This window comes from Terrihalobacillus insolitus (genome assembly GCF_028416575.1).
GTDB lineage: Bacteria > Bacillota > Bacilli > Bacillales > Amphibacillaceae > Terrihalobacillus > Terrihalobacillus insolitus.
The window spans coordinates 1-25,561 of the sequence record NZ_JAMQKB010000006.1 but is presented as its reverse complement, the minus strand read 5'-3'; the positions used below and the strand labels follow the sequence as shown (position 1 = coordinate 25,561).

Genomic DNA, 25,561 nt, shown 5'->3' with positions numbered 1-25,561 from the left:
TTAAGAAGAATGACACACTGGCATCTATTTTTAGCGTTTTTTCGAGTTGGTATGTTAGGTTATGGTGGTGGTCCATCCTCGATCCCGTTAGTTCAAAAAGAGGTAGTTGAAAAATATAAATGGATGGACGATGAGGAATTTGCCAACATTCTTGCATTAGGTAATTCACTACCAGGTCCAATAGCTACGAAAATGGCAGGATATATTGGATACAGGGTTTCAGGTTTCACCGGAATGATTAATGCTGTTTTAGCAACGATTATCCCTACAATAGCTATTATGATCGTATTACTTTCTTTTCTATCGTCCATGGGTGATCAACCGTGGGTAATCGGAATGACGAATGCAGTTGTTCCGGTTGTCGGTGTCATGCTGGCAGTGTTAACATATCAATTCCTAAAAAAAGCACAAGTAGGCTTGGGTTGGAAAACGACTGCCATCCTAGTCGTTGCTTCTATTTTACTAATAGAATGGGCTGGTTTACATCCGGGTATCTTTATTGCTGCACTGCTAATTTATGCCATAGTGAAACCGGATAAAAAAGTGGAATCGGATGTGACGGAAGAACCAGAGAAGAGGGGACAGACATCATGATCTATTGGGATATATTTTTAGCGTTTTTCATTCCAGGCATTGTCGGTTACGGTGGAGGCCCTGCATCCATTCCGTTAGTAGAGAATGAGGTTGTTGGTCGATATGAATGGATGACAGTGAATGACTTTAGTGAAATGTTAGCAATGGCCAACGCATTACCAGGTCCAATTGCAACGAAAATGGCTGGCTATATCGGGTATGAACAAGGGGGAGTTTTGGGCTCAATTATTGGCATATTTGCGATCGCTGCACCTTCCCTTATTTTAATGGTCACGCTACTTACCTTACTTTATAAATTTAAAGATTCACCGCGTGTTAAAAAAATGACAGCATTAATCCGCCCAACCATCGCAGTATTACTTGGTGTAATGGCACTAGGATTTTTCAATACATCCTATGAAGGAGCAGGAATTTGGCAAACAGCTTTTTTAATTGTAGCCAGTTTTCTATTAATGGAGAAGTTTAAAATACACCCTGCCTTTGTCATTTTAGGTTCTTTAGTGTATGGAGCCGTATTCTTAGCTTAATCAAACGAAAAAATCCAGTTTGCAGTGGGCAGGCTGGATTTTTTGTTATAATTGATTGCTGACCTCAGACTATATAACAGGAACTGAGGTGCTTATTGATGTGCGGAGTCGTTGTTGTAGGTGTATTTTTGAATAAAATAAGATGGCACTAATTTTATTTGTCCGTTCTACTAATGTGAATGTTATGATAATTATAACAATAATTAACGATAAGGAGGTAAAATCGTGCCAATAAAAGTCAGTGATATTCTCAATCGCCCACATTTTAAGCGTGCAACAGTGATAGCAGGTCAACAGGGTCTTACTAGCAAAATACGGTGGGTGCATGTCATGGAAGTCACTCAAATTGGTAAGTTGTTAAGTGGCAGTGAATTAATTTTATCCACAGGTGTTGGCTGGAAAGACCAAAACAATACAGGTTTATCTTTTTTACAACAATTGATTGACAAAAAGGCATCAGGACTATGTGTTGAATTAGGTACATACATAAACATCATTCCTCAATCAATGATTAAGCTTGCTGAAGCAAATGACTTCCCTTTAATTGTATTTCAAGGTGAAGTAAGATTTATTGATATTACGCAAGATCTTAATGGCCTCCTCATGGAAACACACTATAAAATGATGGCAGATTTAGAGTCTTTCTCTAATAAACTTAATCATCTATTATTGTCTACTGACAGCTTTCATAAAATTTTACGATTGTTTTCGAAATTTATAAATTCACAAGTTGCCTATGTAAGGGTGGAAGGAGAAATAGATATTTACCCTAACGTCTCAGACTCAGAGATTATGAGTTTAAAAGACAAAATAACGGAATGTGTTCAAAACGAGAATGCTAATACTGGTAGAAAAATAAATAATCAGCCGATTAAAGCGATGGGACACAAATTTGCTGACTTGGTTGTTATTAATTCTAATGAAGAGTGGACTGAATTTGATTCCCTTATATTAGACAGAACTGCTACGGCATTGGCACAGGAACAATTACGTGCACTATATATAGAAGAAAAAAGAAAGCAACAAGAGGTAGATTGGATCCAAAAATGGTTAAATGGGGAACATTCGAGAGAAGAGATTAATAGATATTTATCGGCAGTAAATCCCAATTTAGATGTAAATGGCTGTATAGTATGCATGTGCCAATTAGAAAAATTAGATAATCAATTAGATTTTACATTTTATTCTATGGTTTTTAATTCAGTTTTTGAACAAAAGGGTTTTTTCTCCCTCTTGTTATTTGAAAGGAATCAAATAGTTTTCGCCCTAGTAAACAAAAGAAATAAATGTAATTGGAAAGAACGATTAGAGGATGCAGTTACACAAATAAGAAACACAAAACTCTTAAATGAAATTTTTGAAAGGGCGGTTTACGGTGTTGGAAAAATGGTTGATCAAGTTGACCAATTAAAAGAAAGTTATATTACGGCTGAACAGACTATTAGCATTAACCAAAAGGTAGGCAGGCAAAGTATTTCCTTTTATGATGATTTACATATTTATCGATATCTTTACTTACTAGATGAAAGTAATAATTTGCAAAATTTAGTTAGTGACTATTTAGGATCCATTCTTGAATTCGATGCGAATAATAACAGTCAAATGTTTGAAACTCTTAAAATTTTCCTTGAGGTTAACGGATCTAAAAAAGAAGCTGCTTCAAGATTATTTATAGTTAGACAGACACTTTACCATAGACTGAATAAATTATATGAATTATTAGGGGAGGACTTTATGCAACCAGAAAAACGGTTGGTAATTGAATTAGCTGTATATACGTATGCTTTTTTACATCAAGAGAATTAAATGGAATGCAGTTTCTCCGATTTTTACTATTATAGCAAAAGAATGACTCAAATGTAAAAGTGGGGAGTCATTTTGATTTATTAATACACCAAAGATGTTTTACATTGTGTATAGATTTTTTATTTTATTCTAAACAATGGATCTAATGTTATTGCAGTGAAAATGTTTAAAATTAATTGTAAGCGTATACAAAGTGTAAAGGGGGTAATTGCATGTTTAATTTACCTATGGAAACAGCATGGGCGTTCCTTCCTTGGCCCATACTATGGCTCGGATTGGCTCTTTATATGTACTTCAAATTAAAAAAGGAAGATCATTGGGAAGATACAATAGTGAAAAAAGAGAAGGGGGAGGACTAAGGTGAGCTCTGATGCAATTGTATTTATTATCTATTTGCTAGCTCTTCTGTTTGTAGGGCTGTATTTTTCAAGAAAAGCTTCAAAATCTGCTGATCAATATCTACTCGGTGGGCGTAATGTTGGTCCCGCAGTAACTGCCCTTACAATGCAAAGTACATCAATGAGTGGTTACATGTTTATGGGTGGACCTGCACTTGCGTTTCAACAGGGGTGGTATGCACTTTGGTATGCATTAGGTGATGCAGGAGGAGCTATCGTCAACCTATCCGTTTTAGGTAAAAGAATGAGAAGGATGTCTGAGATTTTAGGTGCACTTTCTCCAATTGAATACTTAGAAAAAAGATATGAGAGTGGTGCTGTTCGAATCATTGGTTCCGTTATTTCGATTATATTTCTTTTTGCTTATGTATTCGCCCAATTTATAGCATCGGGGAAAGCGTTGGAAAGTTTAACTGGTTTACCTTATACATGGGCTTTAATTATTGGTGTAGGGGTTATTATTGCTTATACAGTAACAGGTGGTTATTTAGCAGTTGTATGGACTGATTTTATTCAAGGTATTATTATGGTGGTCGGTGTTGTTGGCATTGCAATACTGGGATTTAGCAAACTAGGTGGACTTTCTGGATTGAACGAACGACTTGGTCAAATGGACGCAAGTTACTTAAGTATTTGGGGTAAGGATTTGGCTTATATCGGTCAATGGGGTGTTGTACTAGGTGCAGTTCTAATTTACTCTATTGGGTATATGGGACTTCCCCATGTGGTTGTTCGGCATATGTCAATGAAGAGTACAAAAACAGTAAAAAGTGCAATAATGTACGCCGCAACTTGGAATCAATTGTTTGTGTTTGCGCCTTATTTACTAGGTTTAATGGCAATAGTTTTAATTCCTAATCTGTCAGATCCTGAGATGGTTATCCCAACATTAGCATATGAGTTTTTCCCAGGTATCATGGCAGCAATATTACTGTCTGCAGTTATGGCTGCAATCATGTCAACATCTGACTCCATACTAATGCAAACTGGAACCATTTTATCACGGGATATTTATCAAAGATTTATTGACAAAAATGCTAGTCAGAACAAAATGGTTCTTGTTTCTAGGTTATGTATTTTAGCAGCGGGAGTGATTGGGGTGATCGTTGCAATTTATCAGCCGCCATCAGTATTTACACTTGTTATTTTTGCATTTGGTGTTCTTGGTAATAGCTTTATGGTTCCCTATATAACATCTGTTTATTCAAAAAAGTCAAACAGTATTGGAGTTCTCTGTGCGATGATTGGAGGAGGTACCACAAACATATTATGGACTTCAATGGATCTTCAAACCATAACAGCAATACATCCATTTTTAGCTGGACTTGTAATATCTATTTTGGGTATGGTAATTGGAAATAAATTTGGGAGTGCACCTTCTCAGCCAATTCAAGACGCTTTTGAAAAATCCAAAGGTGATCGCAGGATTCCGAGGTCTATTGATAAAAATATTTCACGTGACTTAAGTCCAGAAGCAAGAAACATTTCGAAGTTCATTCAAGCTAATCAACCGATTAAAGGATGAATGCAGATGAATCAATTAATTAAAGCAAACAGAGTTGATTTTAATAATGAAGAAATAATAAATCGTCTTGGTAAACTAGAACCTACTGTTAATTTCTCTGTGAAAAGGCTAGTTTACTATCCCTATTACTTTTTTGAATATGGTTTAGATAAGAAAAGTTTCATCTTCCCCTCTAATGGTTTAGTCGCTTGTACGATTGATTTAATTTCAGGATCGGGTTCTCTAATTGACAGCGAACCTGTATTTGAAAAGTTTATAGTATCAAAAATGGACATCATTGAAGATTTAGTAGATACGGAAAAAGCAGAAAAGGAGGCTCAACATTTCATCTTCCGCACTATTTCATTAAAAATGAAAATTTTCAAAATGCCAAATATCAACTTAACAAGACAAGAGCTGTTTTATCGCCCTTATTGGATTGTACAGGGTAATGATAAAAAAGGAACATTTACTTTGGCAGTGGATGGGAAGTCAGGTAAATATCATTCATTATGACCTTTTAAAAGCGTGGAGAAATTGACCTTTTGTCTAATGAATCATTATAAGTCCCGCGGTATACTTATTTAAAAGTAAGGGAGAGTACTTTTATTTTCTATAAGAGGTTGTTCAAAAAGCCACCAAATGATAAGCGGCGCATCTCTTCGTTGGCTTGTTTTTCCGTTGCTCACGTATTAAAAGCATACGCTGCGCTACTCAAAACTACGTCGCCTCGACCTGCTTGCTTCTAATTTGTCGACTTTTTGAACACGCTCTATTATAAGGAGGACTCGTTTTATGACAGTTGCGAGCAAAGAAACGATTGTAATAAAAAACTATATTAACGGTAACTGGGTAGAAGCAAACACCACTAATTTTCAGGATGTCCCAAATCCTGCAACAGGTGAAACATTGGCTAGTGTCCCAATTTCTTCAAAAGAAGATGTTGATCAAGCAGTTCGTTCTGCAAAGGAGACTTTTAAAACATGGGGAAATACACCCGTCCCCAAACGTGCTAGGATCCTTTTTAAATATCATGAATTATTAACAAAAAATCATGAGGAATTAGCGAAAATCGTAACTAAAGAGAACGGAAAAAGTTACAAAGAGGCTTATGGTGAAGTATTACGTGGAATTGAATGTGTAGAATTCGCAACTAGTGCACCAAGTTTAATGATGGGGGATTCCTTATCAACAATCGCATCTGATATTGATTCGGAAATGTTCCGCTACCCCGTGGGTGTTGTTGGCGGTATCACACCATTTAACTTTCCGATGATGGTTCCATGTTGGATGTTCCCACTAGCTATTGCGTGTGGTAATACATTTATTTTGAAGCCTTCTGAACGAACTCCAATACTTGCGAATAAACTAGCAGAATTAATCCAAGAAGCTGGCTTGCCTGATGGGGTATTAAATGTAGTTCATGGTGCCCATGATGTAGTGAATGGACTGCTTGAGCATCAGGATGTTAAAGCTATTTCCTTCGTTGGATCACAACCGGTTGCGGAGTATATTTATAAGACAGCTGCTCATTATGGTAAGCGCGTTCAGGCATTAGCGGGTGCAAAAAACCACACAATTGTGATGCCAGATGCAGATTTGGATTCTACTGTTCAACAAATTATTAACGCAGCTTATGGTTCTGCTGGTGAAAGGTGTATGGCTTGCTCGGTTGTCGTTGCGGTGGGAGAGATTGGAGAGCGTCTTGTGGAAAGCCTTATCCAAGCGGCTAACGAAATAAAAATAGGTGATGGTTTAGAGGAAGAATCATTCCTTGGACCAGTTATTCGAGAGACGCAAAAGCAAAGAACCTTCTCCTATATAGAAACGGGGATTCAAGAAGGTGCAGACTTAAAAAGAGATGGAAGAAAGGATAAAGAAATCAATGATCAAGGGTATTTTGTAGGACCAACTCTTTTTGACAATGTGACACCAGATATGAAAATTTGGAAGGATGAAATATTTGCTCCTATCCTATCTGTTGTTCGAGCTAATACGTTAGAGGAAGCTATTAATATTTCAAATCAATCCGATTTTGCCAACGGTGCTTGTTTATTTACTAGAGATGGGGGTCATATCCGAACTTTTCGTGAAACGATTGACGCAGGTATGTTAGGAATTAATCTAGGTGTTCCAGCCCCAATGGCATTTTTCCCTTTTTCAGGAAACAAAAGTTCGTTTTATGGCGATCTACATGTTAATGGAAAAGATGGTGTTGAATTTTATACGCGCAAAAAGATGATTACTTCACGCTTTTAAAAAGGAGGTTTTCCAATGACAGTAAAAACTTCAAAGGAGCTTGTAGAAAACGATGAAAAGTACATTTGGCATGCCTTACGAAAGTATAATCCAGAATCCCAGCCATTAATTGCAGCAGAAGCAGAGGGCGCATGGATTACGGATATAGATGGAAATCAATATATGGATGGGATGTCAGGACTTTGGTGTGTCAATGTGGGGTATGGTCGTGAAGAATTAGCGAAAGCAGCATACGAACAATTAAAAACATTACCTTATTTTCCTCTCTCTAACAGTCATGTGCCTGCAATAAAACTAGGAGAAAAGTTAAACAGTTGGCTTGGTGATGACTATATCTACTTTTTTTCAAACAGTGGTTCAGAAGCAAATGAAGTAGCTTTTAAAATAGCTCGTCAATATCATCAACAAAATGGAGCATCTAGCAGGTATAAATTTATTTCAAGATACCGCGCTTATCATGGTAACACCATGGGGTCACTTGCTGCCACTGGGCAAGCGGAAAGGAAGTATCGATATGAACCATTAAGTCCAGGCTTTATTCATGTATCACCTCCAGATATTTATCGAAGCCCATATCCTGGATCAGAAGAGGAAATTGGTAAGGCATATGCAGATGAGATTGAGCGGGTTATTACCTGGGAAATGAATGAAACCGTAGCGGGGATAATCATGGAACCAATTATTACAGGTGGCGGCGTAATTGTTCCACCAGAAAATCACCTGCAGAAGGTTAGGGACATTTGTGATCGTCATGGAGTTTTGTTGATTATTGACGAGGTTATCTCAGGCTTTGGCCGAACTGGAAAAAACTTTGGTTTCATGAATTTTGGAATAAAGCCTGACATTATTACGATGGCAAAAGGAATCACAAGTGCGTATCAACCCTTATCAGTTACTGCGGTTCGTCGCGATATATATGAAGTGTTTAAGAAAGAGGATGAATATGCTCATTTCAGGCATGTTAACACATTTGGTGGTAGTCCTGCAGCTTGTGCTGTTGCCTTAAAGAACTTAGAGATACTGGAAAAAGAACAACTCGTCGAACGCTCGGCTCATTTAGGAGGGAAATTAGCGAAAGAAATGTCAGGTTTAGAGAACCATCCAAAGGTTGGAAGAATAAGTAGCAAAGGACTATTAATGGGTATTGAGCTTGTGGAAGATAAAATAAGTAAAAACCCTGCTAAACCCGAATTGTTAACAGAAGTAATGGAAGAATGCAAAAGTAATGGGTTAATAATTGGAAAAAACGGAGCAACGGTAGCAGGGTTTAATAACGTTTTAACTTTGTGTCCACCGCTCTGTATAACGGATGATGATTTTACTTTTATGGTTCGTACAGTTAAAGAAGCCATTAGTAGACTATGAAATTAAATGAGTATGTAACCAATCAAGCAGTTGCTGAAGTGCATGGATTTGCGTATAGAAGCTAGTTCGTTGTTTTATGAGCATGCATAATAATTATAAGTAAAATAGTAGATCACTAGAGAAAACAAATACATCCTCTAGTGATCTTTTGCATTTGGCGATTTATCAAATAATTCATCGGTAGTACGAAATAGCTCTTGTCGTGTTCAAATCAATCCGCTAGACTAAAAGTATTCTCATACACGAGGTGTCTGTCATGTCTTACAAACAAATAAAACCACGAAAAATATATGAAGAAGTTGCAGATGAACTATTAACGATGATAAAAAATGGTGTACTTAAGCCTGGAGATAAACTTAATTCGGTTCAACAATTAGCGGAAGACTTCCAGGTCGGTCGATCAGCAGTTAGAGAAGCTTTGAGTGCCTTAAGAGCCATGGAACTCGTTGAAATGCGACAAGGAGAAGGGACATATGTACGCCAATACGATTCAAAGGCATTATCTCCTGGGATAATGAATACAACTATATTAATGAACGAGAAGGATATACACGACCTACTCGAAGTTAGAAAAATCCTGGAAGTCGGTAGTGTTACATCTGCTGTCTTCCATGCAGAGGAAACAGATATTCAACTAATTGAGGATGCTCTTGAGAAGATGAAGCAAACAAATGGAGATGGGGAATTAGGGGAACAAGCCGATTTTGATTTTCATATGTCGATCGCGAAAGCTTCCCATAACCGTTTTTTGATCGATTTAATGGAACGTGTTTCTGATACAACCGTTAAAGCTATGTATGAAACGAGACGGCTTTGGTTGTTTTCAGAACAAACGACGCTGAAGCGCATTCATCAGGAGCATAAGTTAATATTTGAAGCGATCCAACAGAGGGATGCAAAAAAGGCGGAGAAATTAATGACAGCCCATCTAGTGGCAGTGGAACAAACGCTTATAAACCACCTCCCAAAAGCCGAATTCAAATCCGAAAACGAAAGAAATAACGGCAATTACCGCGCTTTTTAAGGCGACAGCTTAAATTTTTTGAAAACTTTAAATTCAGCCTTGCCCTTTTTCATATAGATCCTGTAACATAGAAATTAATAAGTCATCAGATGACCATACGACCAGTAGTTTGATTCATAAATTTTTTAGGAAATGGGGGTTTCACATGAAGGTTTCCTTATTTATTACATGCTTAGGGGACATGTTTTATGTAAACGCTGGAAAAGCCACGGTTGAATTGTTAGAAAAACTCGGCTGTGAAGTGGATTTTCCTGAAACACAGACATGTTGTGGGCAACCAGCGTATAACAGTGGTTATCATAAAGATACAAAGGAAGCGGCAAAAAACATGATTCGAACGTTTGAGCATGCTGAATATGTTGTTTGTCCATCAGGATCCTGTGCATATATGTTTCATGAATATGTAAATTTATTTAAAAACGATTCTCATTGGCAAGCGAGAGCGGAAAAGCTAAAGGGAAAGACGTATGAGTTAACACAATTTTTAGTCGATATTCTACAAATAGAAGATACGGGCGCTCGTTTTAAAGGAAAAGCGACCTATCACACGTCTTGTCACATGACGCGACTTTTAGGAGTGAAGGATGCTCCGTTTAAGCTTCTAAGTCATGTCAGAGGACTAGAGTTAATCGATCTTCCTAATCGCCACGACTGTTGTGGTTTCGGTGGTACGTTCGCAGTGAAAATGGAACGGATATCAGAGCAAATGGTTGATGAAAAAGTGGCGTACATTGAAGAGACAAGCGCTGATTTTTTAATTGGGGCGGATGGCGGATGTTTGATGAATATCGGAGGAAGAATCGAGCGTCAAAACAAACCAATTAAAGTCATGCATATCGCGGAAATTTTAAATAGTCGGGGTGATGCGTAATGCCAATGCATGTAGGAGAAAAGAGTTTTAACAACCGAGTGGAAAAAGGGTTAGGCGATGACTTTATGCGTGGTGCGGTTCGTTCTGCCCAGGGAAGGCTACAGAACAACCGTAGCAAGGCTGCCGATGAATTAGGAGACTGGGAAGAATGGAGAAGTCTTGGCCAGGAAATTCGCCAGCATACGATAGAGAACCTAGATTACTATTTGAATCAGTTAAGTGATAAGGTCGCTGAGCTTGGTGGCCATGTTTATTTTGCGGAGACTGCAGACGACGCAAATCGCTATGTTCGTGACGTTGTTCAGAAAAAACAAGGGAAAAAAGTGGTCAAATCGAAATCGATGGTGACAGAAGAAATTGCATTGAATGATGCATTAGAAGAAGATGGCTGTGAGGTAGTAGAAACCGATCTCGGGGAATATATTCTCCAAATAGATGATCACGATCCACCTTCCCATATTGTTGCACCAGCATTGCACAAAAATAAGGAACAGATTCGGGACGTATTTCAAGAAAGAAAAGGATACACCGATTCGGAAAAGCCAGAGGAGTTAACCCTTTTCGCAAGGGAACAACTTCGCAAAGAATTTCTATCTGCTGATATAGGAATAACAGGATGTAACTTTGCGGTGGCAGAATCAGGGTCGTTTGCACTTGTAACGAATGAAGGAAATGCCCGACTCGTTACAACACTCCCTAAAACACAAATAACCGTCATGGGAATGGAACGAATAGTACCGACTTGGGAAGAACTAGACGTATTAGTGAGCCTGCTAACAAGAGCCGCTGTTGGACAAAAATTAACGAGTTATGTAACAGCTTTAACAGGACCGAGAGAAATTGGACATGCGGATGGACCAGAGGAATTTCATTTGGTCATTGTTGATAATGGACGTTCCAAGATACTTGGTACTGAATTTCAAGAAGCACTTCACTGTATTCGATGTGCTGCATGTATAAATGTATGCCCAGTATACCGGCATGTAGGGGGGCATGCATATGGATCCATTTACCCCGGTCCAATTGGCGCTGTTTTAACACCACTGCTCGGCGGTTATGAAGATTACAAGGAATTACCATATGCCTCCTCTTTATGTGGCGCATGTACCGACGTATGCCCCGTTAAAATACCGCTGCATGAACAGCTCATCATGCATCGAAGAAAAATTGTGGAGGAAGAAGAAAAGTCTACTAAGTCTGAACGTCTCGCAATGAAGGGATTCAGCCTGGCAACAGGATCACCTAGATTATATAAAATTGGTACGAAAATGGCACCGCTATTGGCGACACCTTTTGTAAAAGATAAAAAAATTTCAAATGGACCTGGTCCGATTAAACTGTGGACAATGATTCGAGAATTTCCTGTCCCAGAAAAAGAGAGATTCAGAGATTGGTATAAACAGCGGACGAAGGGAGGTAAGCCAAATGACTAATGGGACAATACAGAATAAGGATTCTTTTCTAAAGAACATTGCCAGTCATTTAAATCGTGAGCGAAGGCATTCTGGGGTTGAAAGACCGAATTGGCAACATCAACCACAGTGGCGGGTGCATGCTAATTTTAATCAAGATGAGTTGGTTGAGGTACTAAAAGAACAGTGTAAAGTGATTCATACCGACTTTGTTTTAACGGATCAGGCCAACTTAAATAGGGATCTATTAACGGTCATCCAACACTACCACGGAAAGTCTGTTATTCGATCAGACGATGTACGGTTTGATGAATTTGGTTTAACAGAAGCCTTTTCGCAATTCAAAACAGAGCATCATATGAACGTTCACACATGGCATGCTGAAAATAGGGAAGAAAGCGTCAGGATTGCAGAACAAGCAGATGTCGGAATCACATTTAGCGACCGAACATTGGCCGAGTCGGGGACAGTAGTACTATTTAATGACGCAGGAAAAGGAAGGTCTGTAAGTCTACTTCCAGCTACCTATATCGCAATCATTCCGAAAAGCACGATTGTCCCAAGAATGTCGCAGGTAACAAGGGAAATTCATCATCGCAGCGAAAAAGGAGAACGGATTGCTTCCTGTATAAATTTTATTACAGGCCCAAGTAATAGTGCGGATATCGAAATGAATTTAGTTGTTGGGGTACATGGCCCAATCAAAGTGACGTATATTGTTGTAGAAGATCAAGTTGAAACCGTTTTAAAATAATTTCTAATCAAGTAAACTATATAGACTAGGTTATGAAAATTAATAATTGCAAAGAGGAGAGTAAAATATGCGCTATCGTCAACTAGGGAACACGGATATGAAAGTTAGTGAATTGAGCTTCGGTACGTGGGCTATTGGAGGTGCCTGGGGTAAAACAGATGACCAGGAATCTCTTCGTGCATTAGATCGTGCGATGGATGAGGGAGTGAACTTTTTTGATACTGCAGACGTTTATGGAGATGGTCACAGTGAAGAGCTTCTAGCAAAAGCAACAAAAGGAAAAGAAGATAAAATCCATATTGCCACAAAATTTTGCCGAGCTGGTGACATCCATGACCCAGAAACGTATTCGATGGAAAGTGTTTCAAATTATTGTGAAAATAGTTTGAAACGGTTGAACCGCGAGCAAATAGATTTGTTTCAAATTCATTGTCCACCATTTGAAATTTTAAAAAACGGCCAGGTATTTGAAGTTTTGGATCGACTAAAAGAACAAGGGAAGATTCGCTATTACGGAGTTAGCGTAGAAACCGTTGAAGAAGGGCTATTTAGCTTGGAGCAACCTAATGTTAGCACCTTGCAAATTATCTTTAATATTTTTCGCCAAAAAGCACTAGACTCTTTGCTTCCGAAAGCGAAAGATCAGGGTGTTGGTATACTTGCGCGTGTTCCGCTAGCAAGTGGGTTGTTAACAGGGAAGTTCAACACGAACTCAACCTTTGAATCGGACGACCATCGTCAATTCAACCGTAATGGTGAGGCGTTCAACGTTGGGGAAACATTTGCTGGTTTACCATTTGAGAAAGGTGTGGAATTAAGTAGAGAACTGGAGTGGATTTCACAAGAAAGAGGAAACATGACAAGAGCAGCACTCAAATGGATACTGGAACACGATGCGATATCCTGTGTGATTCCAGGCTTCAAAAACGTTAAGCAAGTCGAGGATAATTTGAAGGCATTAGAAGTGAAGGACTTTTCAAAAGAGGAATTGGACAGGATAGCGGCCTTTTATCAGGAGGAGGTACATTCCTTTATTCGTGGGGGTTATTAAGGATTAATATAAAAGAAAAACACTAGGATACTAGGTATTTCCTAGTGTTTTTTTTGTAAAATAACATCTAATCCTTTAAAAATAAACAAAAGTAAATAAAAATATATAAAATGTAACGATACAGCATATAATTTTAGTTTTAAATTTACATTCAAACACGAAACATGAATTTATATACAAAAGAAAGCGTTTAAAAGTAAATAAACAAAAAAATAAGTTTATATATAAAAATAAACAAAAACATGTTATGATAAAACAAACATAAGTAGAAGGAGGAAACAAAATGGTGAAAAATCTTTGGAATGATAAAGAGGGGAACTTTGACAATGGGCTAGATGAGCTGGTTTATCGTTCTAATCTATTAGGAATGGATCGCGCCGTAGCTAACTGGGGAGGTGGAAATACCTCAACCAAAACAACAGTAACAAACTTTCGCGGAGACACAGTTGAAGTCATGTGGGTAAAGGGTAGTGGATCGGATCTCGCAACAATGAAGAGAAAAAATTTCACAGGTCTTAACCTCGATGACATTCGACCATTATTAGACAAAGAGGATATGTCGGATGAAGACATGGTGAATTACTTGGCTCATTGCATGATAGACTCCAAGCATCCGAGATCTTCAATAGAGACTTTGTTACACGCGTTTCTACCGTTTAAACATGTAGACCATACACATCCAGATGCGATTATTAGTATTGCCTGTGCCGATAATGGTAAAGAAATAGCTGAGGAAATATATGGGGATCGTTTTGTTTGGGTTCCGTATATTCGCCCTGGTTTTAAACTTTCTAAGATGATTGCAGAGGGTGTGAAAAAGAAACCAAATGCTGATTTAGTAATCATGGAAAAGCACGGACTTGTTACTTGGGGCGAAACATCTAAAGAAAGTTATGATAAAACAATTGCTATCATTCAAGAGGCAGAAACATATTTGATCAACAAAGAGAAAGAAAGAACTTTATTTGGTGGAAACAAATATGAAGCACTTTCAGAAGAACAAAGAAAGAATATCTTAGCGCAGGTTTTACCAGTTATTCGTGGTGAGGTTAGCAAACAAGATAAGATGCTGGTTACGTATGATGATAGTGATGATATTCTTCGTTTCGTAAATAGCAATAATGCACTTCGACTCTCGCAAGTTGGGGCAGCATGTCCAGATCATTTAGTGCATACAAAAAGAGTGTCGCTCTTTGTTGATTGGGATCCTAGTGGTCAGACAGTTGGGCAATTGATTGAAAGCATCAAATCAGGTATTTCAGAATTCAAAGAGGAGTATAAGGCATATTTTGACCGTAACAAAAGTGATAACGATTCTATGTTTGAGCCAGTACCTAGAGTTGTATTAATACCAGGAGTCGGAATGATAAATACAGGAAAAAATTGGAATGCAGCAAAAGTAAGTGAATCGTTGTATCATCGTGCAGTATCAGTGATGAAAGGAGCTACTATAATAGGAAACTTTGTATCTCTCAACGAAGCAGAATCTTTTGCGATAGAATACTGGCCATTGGAGCTCTATAAACTAAGTTTAACCCCAACAGAGGCAGAATTCTCAAGAAAAGTTGCATTTGTTACAGGAGGTGCAGGGGGGATAGGTAGTGCAACGTGTGAACGCTTGATTTCAGAAGGGGCTCATGCAGTGGTTGCAGATATTAACCTTGAAGGTGCTGAAAGGGTCGCAAATGATTTAAACGAACGATTTGGAGACAAACGTGCAATTGCTGTTAAAATGGATGTAACAAAAGAGGCTGAAGTGAAGGATGCTATAAGGGAATCTGTTTTAACTTACGGTGGTTTGGATATTATTGTTAATAATGCTGGTTTAGCAAGCTCGAGCCCCTTTGAAGAAACTACACTAGATCAGTGGAACTTGAACATAAATGTATTAGTGACAGGGTATTTCCTTGTTGCGAGAGAGGCGTTTAAATTAATGAAAGAACAAGCTATTGGTGGGAATATGGTATTTGTCGGATCCAAGAATTCTATTTATGCTGGAAAGAATGCTGCTGCATATAGCACTGCGAAAGCGGCTGAAACACACCTTGCTCGTACTGTTGCAGCGGATGGAGGAAAGTATGGAATACGTGTCAATTCTGTGCTTCCAGATGCTGTCATTCGTGGTTCAAAGATATGGGATTCCAAATGGAAAGAAGAAAGAGCTAGTTCATATGGTATTGGCGAAGATGATTTGGAAGAACATTACCGTAAACGTACAATCTTAAACGTTAATATCTTGCCACAGGACATCGCAGAGTCCATTGCCTTTTTGGCTTCATCAAAATCTGACAAAACAACAGGCTGTATGATCACGGTTGATGGTGGAGTACCTGCTGCCTTTACTCGATAAAAACAAAACGATAACAGCGGTGGAACTTCGAAGGTTGCACCGTGATAAATGATAAAGCTAATAGATTCCTTTTCAATAAGATAAAAAAGGATAAAATCCTTTCTTATCTTATAAGTGCAAGGGTTTTTATGCCATTCCTGTAGAACTACGGATCTACTGTCGCCTTTATAGTCTCGGCAATCACTAAATTTTTGCTTTATAAACAGGAGTCTATTATGTTTTACCGACCTTTAGATACTTAATCACAAATTCTGGTATTGGAGATGAAAAGGATGATGGATAAGTGGTATGCTGTTTTTGAGCAGCAGCAACAAGCACGAGGTATTGATTTGAGGATAGTAAAGGAAAACTTAAAATCACTTAAAGTTGAAACTCCTTCATGGGGATATGGCGATTCTGGAACCCGATTTAAAGTATTTCAACAAGAGGGAATACCGAGAAATTCTTATGAGAAATTGGAAGATGCGGCACAGGTTCATAAATACACTGGTATTAGCCCAAGTGTTGCAATTCATATTCCTTGGGATAAAGTAGACAATTTCAGCAGTTTAAAACAACATGCTGAAGACCTTGGGATTGCAATTGGTGCAGTTAACCCCAATCTATTTCAGGATGATGATTATAAATTTGGTAGTATTACCAATTCAGATGCTGCTGTTCGCCGTAAAGCAACAGACCATTTATTAGAATGTGTTGAGATAGCAAAGATGGTAGATTCGAGAGACATTAGCCTTTGGTTTGCAGATGGGACGAACTATCCTGGACAGGCAGATATTCGGAAACGAAAACATTGGATGTATGAATGTCTTGCTGAAATGTATCAAAGCCTAGATGACAATATGCGAATGTTGATCGAATATAAATTTTTTGAACCAGCATTCTATCATACAGATTTAGCAGATTGGGGTATGTCATTTAATATGGCTCAAAAGCTAGGAGCTAAAGCAGAAGTTTTAGTTGATACCGGCCACCATCCTCAAGGGACGAACATTGAACATATTGTAGCCTATCTTTTAGATGAGAAGAGGTTGGGCGGTTTTCACTTTAATAGCAGAAAGTATGCTGATGATGATTTAATAGCAGCAGCGCATAATCCGTATGAGTTATTTCTAACCTTTTATCAAATTGTCACTGCGCTTGTAGATGATGACCCTGAAGTAAGGCATAATGCAAACAATATAGCCTATATGCTTGATCAATGTCACAATTTGGAGCCTAAAATACCTGCAATGATCAGGTCGATCACGAATGTACAAACTTTGTATGCAAAGGCGCTACTTATCAACCTTGACAAAGTGAAAAAGGCACAACAAGATCAAGATGTATTAGCTGCTGAACATGAAGTGAGAAAAGCTTTTGAAGTAGATGTTACACCGCTCCTTCAGGCTGTTAGAGAAGAAATGGGTATTCCGGCAGATCCAATGGAAGCATATTTGGAAAGTGATTACGGAAATAAAATTCTTTCGAGAGGTAAAGGTGGGGCTAGCTGGTGACTGTTTTGGCATTCGATCTTGGTGCAAGCGGTGGTAGAGGTATAATCGGACAGCTCGAGAATAATACACTAAAAATTAGAGAAATACATCGATTTTCTAACGATCCTGTCCAAATAGGGGACCACCTCCATTGGGATATTCTCCGTTTATTTTATGAGATTAAACAAGGGATTTTGAAGGCTCGTCGTCTTGGGTATACAGATATTGAAAGCTTGGCGATTGATTCATGGGCAGTTGATTTCGGATTAATCGATAAGAATGGAGAACTTCTGGCAAACCCTTATCATTATAGGGATCTCCATACAAGTGGAATGATAGAGGAAATCCACAATAAAATAACGAAAGAAGAGATTTTTTTTAAAACGGGTATCCAATTTATGCAAATTAATACAATCTACCACCTCTATGCTATGAAAAAGGCAAAATCAATTGCTCTTAAGGAAGCAGATACATTACTAATGATACCCGATTTGTTAAGGTATTTTTTAACAGGTGAAAAACATAGCGAATATACTAACTCCACAACAACACAATTGTATAATCCTACTCAAGGTAATTGGGATGAAGATATATTAAAAACGCTAGATTTGCCAACCGAAATATTCTTAAGGCCCGTAAAACCAGGAACTAAGGTGGGGGAATTAACGCCATCTATATGTAATGAATTGGGTCTGTCAACTACTATTCCTGTTCTTACAGTTGGAGAGCATGATACGGCATCTGCTATAGCTGCAGTCCCTGCTTCAAATGAAGAGTATGCTTATTTGAGTTGTGGAACATGGTCTTTATTAGGTACAGAAGTAAAAGAGCCGATTATAAATCAATTGGCTTTTGAGTGGAATGTAACAAATGAGGGCGGTGTAAATGATACATTTCGATTATTAAAAAATATAATGGGATTATGGATTATTCAAGAATGTCACAGGACTTGGGAAAAAGAAGGGGATCCCATTTCATTTGATGAGCAAAACGAATTGGCTACGACTGCTAAGCCATTTCGATCACTTATTGATCCAGACGATGCTATGTTCATAAATCCACTCCATATGCCAAAGCAGATACAGAACTTCTGTTTACAAACCAATCAAGCTGTTCCACATACTAAAGCTGAGATCATACGTTGTATTCTTGATAGTCTTGCGATGAAATATCGATTTGTTCTAGAAAAATTGGAATCACTAACAGAAGTGAAATATAATGGGCTACACATGGTTGGTGGGGGTATTCAAAACACATTGTTGTGTCAATTTACTTCAAATGCTATTAACCGGCCAGTTTTAGCTGGTCCAATTGAAGCATCTTCTATTGGGAATATATTGGTTCAATTTGAAGGTCTAGGTCGTATTAAATCATTAAAAGAAGCAAGAGAGTTAGTAAGAGGATCATTTCCAATTAAAAGCTATCAGCCAAAGGATAAAGATGTATGGGATGAAGGCTATCAGACATTTTGCAAGATTCTAGGCTGTTAGAAAGAGAGGCTTATATCATGCTAGTTGCAGAAAGGCAACAAAAAATTGTGGATCTAGTTAATAAACAACAAAGCATCCGAGTAACAGAACTCAGTCATATTTTCTCTGTAACCGAGGAGACCATTCGTAGAGATTTAGAAAGACTGGAAAGTAAAGGGAAGCTTGCTAGAAGTCACGGTGGAGCCATTAGTGTTAAGGATATAAACAATTCACCCGAGTTGCCATTAGCAGAAAGAGAAATCATACATGTTAAAGAGAAAAAGGAAATTGCAGTAGAAGCTGTAAAACATGTGAATATAGGAGAAAAAATTATATTGGATGCCAGCTCAACCGCTTGGTACATGGCAAGACATTTACCAGATATTCCATTGACAATCTTAACAAACTCAATCAAAGTTGCTATTGAGCTGAGTACAAAAAAACAAATTACAGTTATATCAACGGGTGGTCTTCTCCTAGCCAAGTCCCTTTCCTATGTAGGGCCTTTAGCAGAAAATTCATTAAGTACTTACCATGTAAACAAAGCCTTTATTTCGTGTAAAGGATTACACTTTAATCGTGGAATAAGTGAGTCGGATGAGCAGCAAGCTCGAATTAAGAGAAAGATGATTGGAATAGCAGACTTTGTCTATGTCATGGTAGATCATAGTAAATTTGGAGTACAGGACTTTTCATATATTGAAAACATAGATAAGATTGATCAAATCATCACCGATAGTAACGTAGATGAAACGACTTATTTGAAAATAAAGGAAACATCACTCAAGATTACAACGGTATAACCTAAAAAAACCCTTGCGTCCATTTTAGTGGCTCAAGGGGTTTTTTAATATATAATATTCGAAAATAGTTTGTTGGTCGGAACAATCTAGTTGATAATGTGAACAGTTATTCGCTATGATGGTAGTAGAGTATAAAAAGAAATTTTCATTTTAATGAAATCACACATCTGCCAACAATCAAATGACCACATTTACAAAACCAATAACCAAATAAAATGTTGTTTTTATGTGGCTTAAATGGTAAATTAGCTAACAATATCACATTTATAAAAAATATACTGAAGGCGTGAATGCGATGAACAAAGACAGTAATCACACAAAAATGATTGTGTTTCTGAATGAACGACAGCGCGAAATAGGTGATCTTTTAGAAAAACATGGGTCTGTTAGGGTATCGGAATTAAGCAAACAATTTCATGTAAGTGAAGAAACAATAAGAAGAGATTTGGAACGTTTAGAGTCAGAGGGCCTTCTACATCGAATTCATGGTGGAGCAGTAAAGAATAGTGAAGAACCGCTTGAAATTCCAGTATTAAAGAGGCAACAGACTAATATACAGGAAAAAAACGTTATAGCGCAAAAAGCAGCATCGTATGTAGAAAATGGGGATATTATTGCCATTGATGCTAGCACAACAGGCTTGCAAATGACGAAACATTTAAAAGGCAAGGAGTTAACGATCATTACAAACTCTATCGGAGTAACATTAGAGTTAGCAAATAACCCTAATATTCAAGTGATTTTAATTGGGGGTTACCTTTCAGAAGAATCGATGTCTCTGGTAGGCAACTTTGCTGAACGGGTTATTCAGGATTATCACGTTGATAAGTTCTTTTTTTCGTGTATGGGTGTTGATCTTAAAAGAGGAATAAGTGAAATACATGAAGCGCAGGCATTGGTTAAAAAACAACTTCTTTCTATTTCTGAAAAGTTATTCCTATTAGCAGATAATAGTAAATTCGGTCAGAAATCTTTATTTCGTTTATGCGATGTCAAAGAAGTAGATTATCTAATAACAGATAATAAAGTGTCAATCAATCAAATTAGGGATTTTAATAATATTGGGATAAAAGTGCTCGTTGGTGATAAATAATATATGGGTTGGAAATTAAAACACTACTAATCGTAGTGTTTTTTTAGTGGATAAATCCTACTAAAGATGATTTGTCTCAAAATACTCTCCATAGTGGTTAAACTGTAAAAGTAAGATAAAAATATGGTTTTTCCAACTATTTTCCTCAAAAAAACACGGGAATTTCTATGTAATACCAACACTTCGATAAATTACAGAAATAAATACCACAAAAAATGTTGATTTACAAAAGTAATATGCTATAATAAGTTCAAGTTAAATGATTGGTAACGGTTTCAAATGTTTTACAATTTCAAAAATAGTTTACTATTAAATTTTACACTTTGAATGTTGTTTTATTGACCGATTTGGTTTTGTTTAAAATAAACATAAGAAGTATTATCAACTAATTGGTTTTTGTTAACGATTTCAAAAATACAAGAATTAAGTTGTTTGGCAATGGGGAGTGATAGAGATGATAACGATTGGACCATCGTTAATGTGTGCGGATATGGGGAAATTACAAGAAACGGTTATTCGCCTTGATCATTCAAAAGTAGATTTTTTTCACTTTGATGTTATGGATGGATCATTTGTTCCTAATTTCACGATGGGACCCGATATTTTAAAAGATTTACGGGATCATACGAATCTGCCATTTGATGTTCATTTAATGGTTGATTCACCTGAAAACTATATCCAACTATTTTCGGATGCTGGTGCAGACATGATTTCCGTTCATGCCGAGGCAACAACGCATTTAGAAAGGACATTACAATCCATACATGCTTTAGGATTGAAGGCGGGAGTTGCCCTCAATCCAGCCACACCACTTAATACACTTGATTATGTTTGGGATGTAATGGATTATGTAACACTTATGACTGTAAACCCAGGTTTTGCAGGTCAAAAATTCATTCCCGCAACACTACAGAAAATTGAAAAGTTAAAAAATGAAATAAACAAAAAAAATGCTTCGGTCGTCATACAGGTTGATGGAAATATAAGCTATGAAACCATTCCTGAGGTAGTTGAAAGGGGAGCTGAGATGCTCGTCTGTGGAACGTCCTGTTTATTTAAAAAAGATCAGGCTCTAGAAAACGCAATGCAAAAATTAACTAGTTTTATAGAGGAACTTACGTCAACGAATAAAATGAACTCTTAATATATTCAGAAGAGAGATGATGACATATGTGTATAACGGTAGTAGGGAGTATTAACACTGATATCGTTGCTCTCACTGATGATTACCCACTAAGGGGAGAAACGATATTTGGCAAAAAAATAGAATTCTTACCTGGTGGAAAAGGTGGTAATCAAGCAACAGCAGTTGCCAAATTAGGCGAAAAAGTGAACATTATTGGATCTGTTGGCCAAGATTTATACGGAGACAATGTAATCAATACGTTGAAAAAAAACAATGTCACAACAAAATTTATTAAACGATCAAATGAGTTCGCAACTGGTACTGCTATCATAACAATCGATCAAACCGCGGAAAATACAATGTTGGTTTTAAAAGGAGCAAATGACGACCTACTTCCAGCTGATATTGAAAACGCTTTTTTTAAATTACAAGAAAGCAAAGTACTTTTAGTTCAAATGGAAGTTCCGCAAGAAACAGTAATTAGAGCCATGCAAATTGCAAAAGAAAAAGGGATGTACATCATACTTGATCCTGCTCCAGCGGAAGGGATAACCATGAAAGCGTTAGAATATGCTGACGTTATTACACCAAATCGGCAAGAAACTAAGCACATGATTGGAATAGAAGTGAATGACATCGAAAGTGCGTTACACGCTGCTCGAACGTTCGAAAAAATGGGGGTAAAGAATTCTATCATTAAAATGGCTGAAAAAGGGTCATTGGTCTATCAATCTGGTCAATGGGAATATGTCAAAGCTATTCCTGTAAAACCTGTTGATACCGTTGGTGCTGGTGACGCATTTGCTGGTGCATTGGCTTGTGGTATTGCGACAGGAAAAGATCTCGTGTCAGCAGTTGAGTACGCTACAATTGTTGGAGCATTAAAGGTTACAAAGCTTGGTGCTCAAACAGGAATTCCTACACTTGATGAAGTGAATAAGTTTTGTGAAGAAAAGAATATTTCACAAACAAAATTAGAGAAATCAAGGTAATGAAGGGGGCAACCGTTTTGACTGAATATTTGTTGCAAATGAAAAATATAAGCAAAACGTTTCCAGGTGTTAAAGCCTTAGATAATGTACAGCTAGAGGTTAAAAAAGGTGAGGTTCATGCACTAATTGGCGAAAATGGTGCTGGTAAATCTACACTTATCAAAATTTTAGCAGGTATTTATTATCCTGATTCTGGAGCGGAATTTTATTTTGAGGGTGAAAAGGCAGAAATAACGAAGCCTTTAGATGCAACAAACAAAGGAATATCGATCATCTACCAGGATCTTAGCTTGTTTCCTAACTTATCTGTTGCTGAAAACATTTATATTGGAAGAGATAGCAATAAAAGACCTTGGAAAAAAGTGGAATGGAAGAACATTTACCAAGTTGCAAAAAAAGCACTCGATGAATTAGAGGTGAACATTGACCCAAATATAAGTGTAGAACGCCTAAGTATAGCCCAGCAACAGCTTGTAGAAATTGCGCGGGCACTAGCATTTGAATCTAAACTTATCGTAATGGATGAGCCAACATCTGCGCTTTCCTCGGGAGAAGTGGAAAAACTATATAAAGTAGTAGATAAGCTTAAAAACCAGGGGATTTCCATTATTTTTATTAGTCATAAATTAAAGGAATTGTTCCGAGTGTCGAATCGCTTTACCGTGTTAAGAGATGGTAAATATGTTGGGTCTTATAATACGAATGATATTGATGAGTCAAAGTTAATTAATCTAATGGTAGGTCGCGAGGTTATATACGATAGAAATACATCGGAACCAAATGTAGGCGAAACCATTTTTAAGTTGGACGGACTATCAAAGCAAGGTAATTTCAAGGATATATCCTTTGAATTAAAAAAAGGAGAAGTGCTCGGCGTTACTGGTTTAGTAGGGTCCGGGCGAACTGAATTGGCGCAGGCGATCTTCGGGGTCAATAAACCGGACGAAGGAACGATTGAAATTTACGGAGAAAAGGTCACAATTAAAAACTCCCAGCATGCTGTTAAGAAAGGAATTGCGTACATTCCTGAAGCGCGACAGACACAAGGTTTAGTGTTGAAGCAATCTATCATTAATAATATTTCCTTACCCATTATTAATAAAATCAGAACCAAGTTTAAATTGATTGATAGGAAAAAGGAAATTCAAATAGCGAATGAGTATGTAAAGACTCTAGATGTACGTCCAGCACTACCGCAAATGTTGGCAGAGAAGCTATCAGGAGGTAATCAGCAGAAGGTTGTAATTGCCAAATGGCTGTCAACGAAACCAAAAATCCTTATTATTGATGAACCGACCAATGGGATTGATATAGGGGCAAAAACGGAAATACACAAATTAATTAAAAGACTAGCTGAAGACGGTATTGGTGTCATTATGATTTCATCAGAGCTTCCAGAAGTTCTTTCTGTTAGTGATAGAATCCTTGTTATGCGGCATGGGCGAATATCAGGTGAGCTCAAAGTTCAAGAGGCTACTCAGGAAAAAATTATGAATTATGCACTAAAAGGCCGAGGAAATGTCAAAACACCAGATGTTCCTGCTGATTCTGGCCAGATAAGTCAGGGGGTATAAACAGTGCGTGGACTGTTGAAACAAAAAGAAATAAGCATACTTGCTATTGTCGTATTAATGAGCATTCTACTATCATTTGTTAGCCCAGTATTTTTCACCCTAGAAAACATTTTGGATTTAATAGAAGGAAATGTAGTGATAGGTATTCTAGCAATTGGAATGACACTTATTATCATAACAAGTGATATTGATGTATCTGTTGCTGCAATTACTACTGCTGTCTCTGTTTCAATAGGGAGTTTATTTTCTTTCTTACCAGATAATTGGTTCTCGATTGTAGCACTGTTCCTAGTTGCCCCTTTATTGGGACTATTCATCGGAATGGTCAATGGGTATCTGGTCTCAAAAATTGAAATACCAGCAATCGTTGTTACACTCGGAACATTAAACATTATTTCTGGTCTTGTTTTATATATCACGAATGGTCAGTATCTTAATAGTACTAGTTTTCCTACTGCATTTATGTCATTTGCCAAATTTGACTTGTTTGGAATACCTATATTAATCTATCTGCTTGCAGTAGTCTCGGTAGTTACTTGGTTTGTCTTGAAACATACGTTAATTGGACGTTCCGTACTCGCAATTGGTGGAAATATACAATCTTCTATTCGAGTAGGTATTGATTATAAAAAAGTTAAACTTTTTGTCTTTGCTTATATGGGGCTACTTGCAGGGGTTGCTGCAATTGCACAAACAGCATACACAAGATCAGTAGATCCAAATGGATTAATTGGTCTAGAATTAACTGTTATCGCAGCTGTTGTTTTAGGTGGCGCTAATATTCACGGTGGGCGTGGGTCCATTCACGGGACACTGCTAGGGGTGCTATTGCTTGCGATCATGCAAAATGGAATGATATTGGCTAGAATTGATACATTCTGGCAAAAGGTAGTTACTGGTGCAATTATCGTGTTTGCGGTCTCATATGACCATTGGAGTTATAAACGACAACAAGAGAAGCTTGCAAAAGTTGAAGTAGAGGTATAGGTATAGAGCAGCGGTATTATGTCAAGGTAAATATTAATAAACCTTGCTGCTTTGAAGGCGTTGTTACTTAAAAAAGGCAATACTGAACTAAGCCCACCCTAATTGGATTACAATTATTAACATTATAACC

The 25,561-nt window shown here is 37.5% G+C and carries 22 protein-coding genes; all 22 read left to right on the top strand.

The annotated features are described in order from the left end of the window. The first annotated feature begins 9 nt into the window (after positions 1-9). The 22 genes from NC797_RS07840 to NC797_RS07735 all read left to right on the top strand — a co-directional run bounded on the left by NC797_RS07840 (position 10) and on the right by NC797_RS07735 (position 25,431). Positions 10-594: a chromate transporter gene (locus NC797_RS07840; RefSeq protein WP_272436222.1), complete on the top strand. Its 585-nt coding sequence runs from the start codon at positions 10-12 to the stop codon at positions 592-594. Further along, a complete protein-coding gene (locus NC797_RS07835; RefSeq protein ID WP_272436221.1) occupies positions 591-1,121 on the top strand; it encodes a chromate transporter in 531 nt (176 codons plus the stop codon). The genes NC797_RS07840 and NC797_RS07835 overlap by 4 nt, the downstream gene beginning before the upstream one ends. A gap of 225 nt (positions 1,122-1,346) precedes the next feature. Then, on the top strand, positions 1,347-2,927 hold the full coding sequence (locus NC797_RS07830) for a PucR family transcriptional regulator (protein WP_272436220.1): 1,581 nt from the start codon (positions 1,347-1,349) through the stop codon (positions 2,925-2,927). Positions 2,928-3,139: 212 nt separating this feature from the next. Beyond that, entirely contained in the window at positions 3,140-3,286 is a 147-nt protein-coding gene (locus NC797_RS07825) for a hypothetical protein (RefSeq protein WP_272436219.1), read from the top strand. A gap of 1 nt (position 3,287) precedes the next feature. After that, positions 3,288-4,850, top strand: a complete 1,563-nt coding sequence (locus NC797_RS07820; protein WP_272436218.1) for a sodium/proline symporter — start codon at positions 3,288-3,290, stop codon at positions 4,848-4,850. A gap of 6 nt (positions 4,851-4,856) precedes the next feature. Continuing rightward, a complete protein-coding gene (locus NC797_RS07815) occupies positions 4,857-5,345 on the top strand; it encodes a hypothetical protein (RefSeq protein ID WP_272436217.1) in 489 nt (162 codons plus the stop codon). Positions 5,346-5,624: 279 nt separating this feature from the next. Then, positions 5,625-7,088 (top strand): CoA-acylating methylmalonate-semialdehyde dehydrogenase, encoded by a 1,464-nt coding sequence (locus tag NC797_RS07810; protein ID WP_272436216.1) that lies wholly within the window; start codon positions 5,625-5,627, stop codon positions 7,086-7,088. Between the two features lie 15 nt (positions 7,089-7,103). Next, entirely contained in the window at positions 7,104-8,453 is a 1,350-nt protein-coding gene (locus tag NC797_RS07805; protein WP_272436215.1) for an aspartate aminotransferase family protein, read from the top strand. A gap of 256 nt (positions 8,454-8,709) precedes the next feature. Further along, positions 8,710-9,477, top strand: coding sequence for a FadR/GntR family transcriptional regulator (locus NC797_RS07800; RefSeq protein ID WP_272436214.1), 768 nt, complete (start codon positions 8,710-8,712; stop codon positions 9,475-9,477). A gap of 145 nt (positions 9,478-9,622) precedes the next feature. Next, positions 9,623-10,348, top strand: coding sequence for a (Fe-S)-binding protein (locus NC797_RS07795; RefSeq protein WP_272436213.1), 726 nt, complete (start codon positions 9,623-9,625; stop codon positions 10,346-10,348). Beyond that, entirely contained in the window at positions 10,348-11,781 is a 1,434-nt protein-coding gene (locus tag NC797_RS07790) for a LutB/LldF family L-lactate oxidation iron-sulfur protein (RefSeq protein WP_272436212.1), read from the top strand. Before NC797_RS07795 ends, NC797_RS07790 begins: the two co-directional genes overlap by 1 nt. Further along, positions 11,774-12,514 (top strand): LutC/YkgG family protein, encoded by a 741-nt coding sequence (locus NC797_RS07785; protein WP_272436211.1) that lies wholly within the window; start codon positions 11,774-11,776, stop codon positions 12,512-12,514. Before NC797_RS07790 ends, NC797_RS07785 begins: the two co-directional genes overlap by 8 nt. A gap of 67 nt (positions 12,515-12,581) precedes the next feature. Continuing rightward, a complete protein-coding gene (locus NC797_RS07780) occupies positions 12,582-13,565 on the top strand; it encodes an aldo/keto reductase (RefSeq protein ID WP_272436210.1) in 984 nt (327 codons plus the stop codon). Between the two features lie 283 nt (positions 13,566-13,848). Further along, complete coding sequence (locus NC797_RS07775) at positions 13,849-15,915, top strand: bifunctional aldolase/short-chain dehydrogenase (RefSeq protein ID WP_272436209.1); 2,067 nt, start codon at positions 13,849-13,851, stop codon at positions 15,913-15,915. 272 nt (positions 15,916-16,187) lie between these two features. Further along, positions 16,188-17,408 (top strand): L-rhamnose isomerase, encoded by a 1,221-nt coding sequence (gene rhaI / locus NC797_RS07770; RefSeq protein ID WP_272436208.1) that lies wholly within the window; start codon positions 16,188-16,190, stop codon positions 17,406-17,408. Then, positions 17,405-18,877 carry a rhamnulokinase gene (locus NC797_RS07765; RefSeq protein WP_272436207.1) on the top strand — a complete coding sequence of 491 codons (1,473 nt, stop codon included), beginning with the start codon at positions 17,405-17,407 and terminating at the stop codon, positions 18,875-18,877. Before rhaI ends, NC797_RS07765 begins: the two co-directional genes overlap by 4 nt. Positions 18,878-18,894: 17 nt before the next feature. Beyond that, positions 18,895-19,659: a DeoR/GlpR family DNA-binding transcription regulator gene (locus NC797_RS07760; RefSeq protein ID WP_272436206.1), complete on the top strand. Its 765-nt coding sequence runs from the start codon at positions 18,895-18,897 to the stop codon at positions 19,657-19,659. A 295-nt stretch (positions 19,660-19,954) separates the two neighbouring features. Further along, on the top strand, positions 19,955-20,752 hold the full coding sequence (locus tag NC797_RS07755; RefSeq protein ID WP_272436205.1) for a DeoR/GlpR family DNA-binding transcription regulator: 798 nt from the start codon (positions 19,955-19,957) through the stop codon (positions 20,750-20,752). Positions 20,753-21,206: 454 nt separating this feature from the next. After that, the gene (gene rpe, locus NC797_RS07750) at positions 21,207-21,896 is read left to right on the top strand and encodes a ribulose-phosphate 3-epimerase (RefSeq protein ID WP_272436204.1); all 690 of its coding nucleotides are present in this window, start codon (positions 21,207-21,209) and stop codon (positions 21,894-21,896) included. A gap of 26 nt (positions 21,897-21,922) precedes the next feature. Beyond that, positions 21,923-22,870 carry a ribokinase gene (gene rbsK, locus NC797_RS07745; protein WP_272436203.1) on the top strand — a complete coding sequence of 316 codons (948 nt, stop codon included), beginning with the start codon at positions 21,923-21,925 and terminating at the stop codon, positions 22,868-22,870. Between the two features lie 17 nt (positions 22,871-22,887). Then, complete coding sequence (locus tag NC797_RS07740; RefSeq protein ID WP_272436202.1) at positions 22,888-24,444, top strand: sugar ABC transporter ATP-binding protein; 1,557 nt, start codon at positions 22,888-22,890, stop codon at positions 24,442-24,444. 3 nt (positions 24,445-24,447) lie between these two features. Continuing rightward, positions 24,448-25,431, top strand: a complete 984-nt coding sequence (locus tag NC797_RS07735; protein ID WP_272436201.1) for an ABC transporter permease — start codon at positions 24,448-24,450, stop codon at positions 25,429-25,431. The last annotated feature ends 130 nt before the right edge of the window (positions 25,432-25,561 follow it).